This is a genomic window from Flavobacterium sp., assembly GCF_044348915.1.
Lineage (GTDB): Bacteria > Bacteroidota > Bacteroidia > Flavobacteriales > Flavobacteriaceae > Flavobacterium.
The window spans coordinates 1-2,610 of record NZ_JBIKRX010000151.1; the positions used below are offsets into that span (position 1 = coordinate 1).

The 2,610-nt window shown below is 37.0% G+C and carries 3 protein-coding genes; all 3 read right to left on the reverse strand.

The genetic code is table 11. The features are described from left to right. A partial coding sequence (locus ACIQ1E_RS14145; protein ID WP_396172020.1) for a phosphatase PAP2 family protein occupies positions 1 to 482 on the reverse strand: 482 nt, incomplete at its 3' end. Further along, a complete protein-coding gene (locus ACIQ1E_RS14150) occupies positions 482 to 925 on the reverse strand; it encodes a twin-arginine translocase TatA/TatE family subunit (RefSeq protein ID WP_396172022.1) in 444 nt (147 codons plus the stop codon). The genes ACIQ1E_RS14150 and ACIQ1E_RS14145, both read right to left, overlap by 1 nt. Positions 926 to 997: 72 nt before the next feature. After that, a partial coding sequence (locus tag ACIQ1E_RS14155; RefSeq protein WP_396172023.1) for a M1 family metallopeptidase occupies positions 998 to 2,610 on the reverse strand: 1,613 nt, incomplete at its 5' end.

A 2,610-nucleotide genomic window follows, 5' to 3' on the forward strand; every position in this document is an offset into this window, starting at 1 on the left:
GAAACAATATCTAATGGGTAATGTAAACCCAAGTAGATTCTACTGTAAGCGAAAATTAAAGGCCATAAAAACAGTAGCCAAAAGTAATTGAATTCTTTTTTAAAAATTAGGTATAAAAATGTTACTACTCCCATTGAATTGGCAGCGTGACCCGAGAAAAAGCTAAAAGAAGTTCTAGCTTGTACGATTCTGATAAAGGAATTGATTTCGGGATTGTTGCAAGGGCGTAGTCTTTGAAATCCGTTTTTGAATAAGTTGGCAGTTTGGTCTGTTATCACTACTAAAATCGCTACGAATAAAAGCAAATACAAGGTTTGTTTCGTCCCGATTCTTTTGAAAATGAGATAAAGTAAAAGAGCAAAAAGTGGAATCCAAGAGGTTTGTTTGGTAATAATTAACCAAAGGCCATCGTAGGTTTCTGAGCCAAGACCATTTAAAAATATAAATAATTTTTGGTCGAGAGAAAGAATTTTGTCCAACATTATTTTTTGCGTTTTATTGGACCAATGGCGTCTTCGATATCCTCTTCCTTATGGATTTCATCCTTTGCTGCATCGGCTTTGACTGGGTCTATTGCAGATGAGCTACTAGTGTTTTCGTCGGTAACAGTGCTTTTGACTTTGTCTATTTCTGTCGAAAAATTATCTGATATTCCCTTCAAAGGATTTGAGTCTCCAAGCAAATTAGATTTAGCATTATTAATTTCAGAATTGATATTGCTTGTCAAGTCGCTCAACATATTTTGGTCGAAACCATTTGCTTCGGCTCCTTTTTGAATTTCATTTTTGATATCGTTGGTGGCATTTTTTAACTGCGCCATCGCCTTACCCATTGTACGAGCCATTTCAGGCACTTTATCAGCACCAAAAAGCATTAAAACTATAAACATTATAAAAATTAATTCGCCTCCGCCAATTCCAAACATAATCTATTTTTTAGGTTGCAAAGTTACAAAGATGTAAGGATACAAATTAGTGATTTTTTAAATTAATTAACATTAATCAAATTTCGATTTTACTGCTGTTTTTGGCCAAGTATTATTGGTTACATCAATGTCGGCAGTTTCTAATTTTGGATCTAGCTGAATGGTTTTGATTGCTTTCTCTGTTGCAAAAACTCTTTTGGCAGTTTGGTTGTTTTTTCTCCAAATCTGGGCAGGGAATTTAAAATTCTCTTTTGTGTTATCCTCATAAATAATCTCACCAATAATTGGCATCAGCATTCCTCCAGGCTTGTCAAACTCCACTTCGTAAAAGTATTTAGGCGTTTTCATTTTTGCTTTTTCCTCATCCGAAAAATTTTGAGCCACATAATCCGAAAGTAGTTTGAAAGAATCTACCTGAAAAACTTGTTTTTTATCTGAGTTTAATTCAGGATTGCTGTTTGAAACCAAGTACATAAATGGGCCAGTTTCCTGGCCAAAACGCCTTTTGTTGATGGTTGCATCCTTCAATTCTTTTGGTGGTGTGTCCGTAACATAATATTGTTTCACCTCTTTGATGCCAATATCTACATAGTCTGTTGTGTAAAACCAACCTCTGAAAAACCAATCCAAATCCACTGCAGAAGCGTCCTCCATAGTCCTGAAAAAATCTTCTGGGGTCGGGTGTTTGAACTTCCATCGATTGGCATATACTTTAAATGCATAATCAAATAAATCTCTACCCATAATGGTTTCTCTCAAAATGTTGAGACCGGTTGCAGGTTTTGCGTAAGCATTGTTCCCGAAATCGATGAGGCTTTCGGAATTGGACATAATAGGTTCCAAGAAGTTTTTGTCGAGGCTCATGTAAGGAACAATACCTTTTGGAGACCCTCTTCTTGAAGGGAAGTTGGTACCTAACTCCTCTTGAGCCATAAATTGCATAAATGTATTAAGTCCTTCATCCATCCACGACCATTGACGCTCATCTGAATTGACAATCATTGGAAAAAAGTTGTGTCCAACTTCGTGAATGATTACGCCAATCATTCCGTTTTTGATTTGTGTGCTGGTTACGCCATTTTCGTCTGGACGACCAAAATTCCAGCAAATCATTGGGTATTCCATTCCTTGGTCTTCAGCAGAAACCGAAACTGCTTTCGGATAAGGATAGTCGAAAGTGTGCGCCGAATAGCTTTTTAGTGTGTGCGCCACAGTACGTGTAGAAGTTTCACCCCAAAGTGGATTAGCTTCTTTGGGATAAACCGATTCTGCCATAACCACTTTGCCGCTCAACTGAACCGCCATAGCATCGTAAATAAACTTTCTAGAAGTTGCAATTCCAAAATCTCTCACGTTCTTGGCACTAAATTTCCAAGTTTTTTTCTTGTCTGAAAATCCTTTTTCTGCAATTTCTGCCTCAGCTTGAGTTACAATAACAACCGGATTGTCAAATGATTTTTGTGCTAATTCATATCGTTTTACCTGCGCAGCTGTGAATACTTCGTTTCTATTCATTAATTCTCCAGTTGCGTTCAAAACATGGTCAGCAGGAACAGTTATGTTTACATCAAAATTACCAAAAGGCAAAGTGAATTCTCCACTTCCCCAAAACTGCATGTTTTGCCAACCTTCAACGTCGTTATACACGGCCATTCTAGGATAGAATTGTGCAATGATATAAAGTT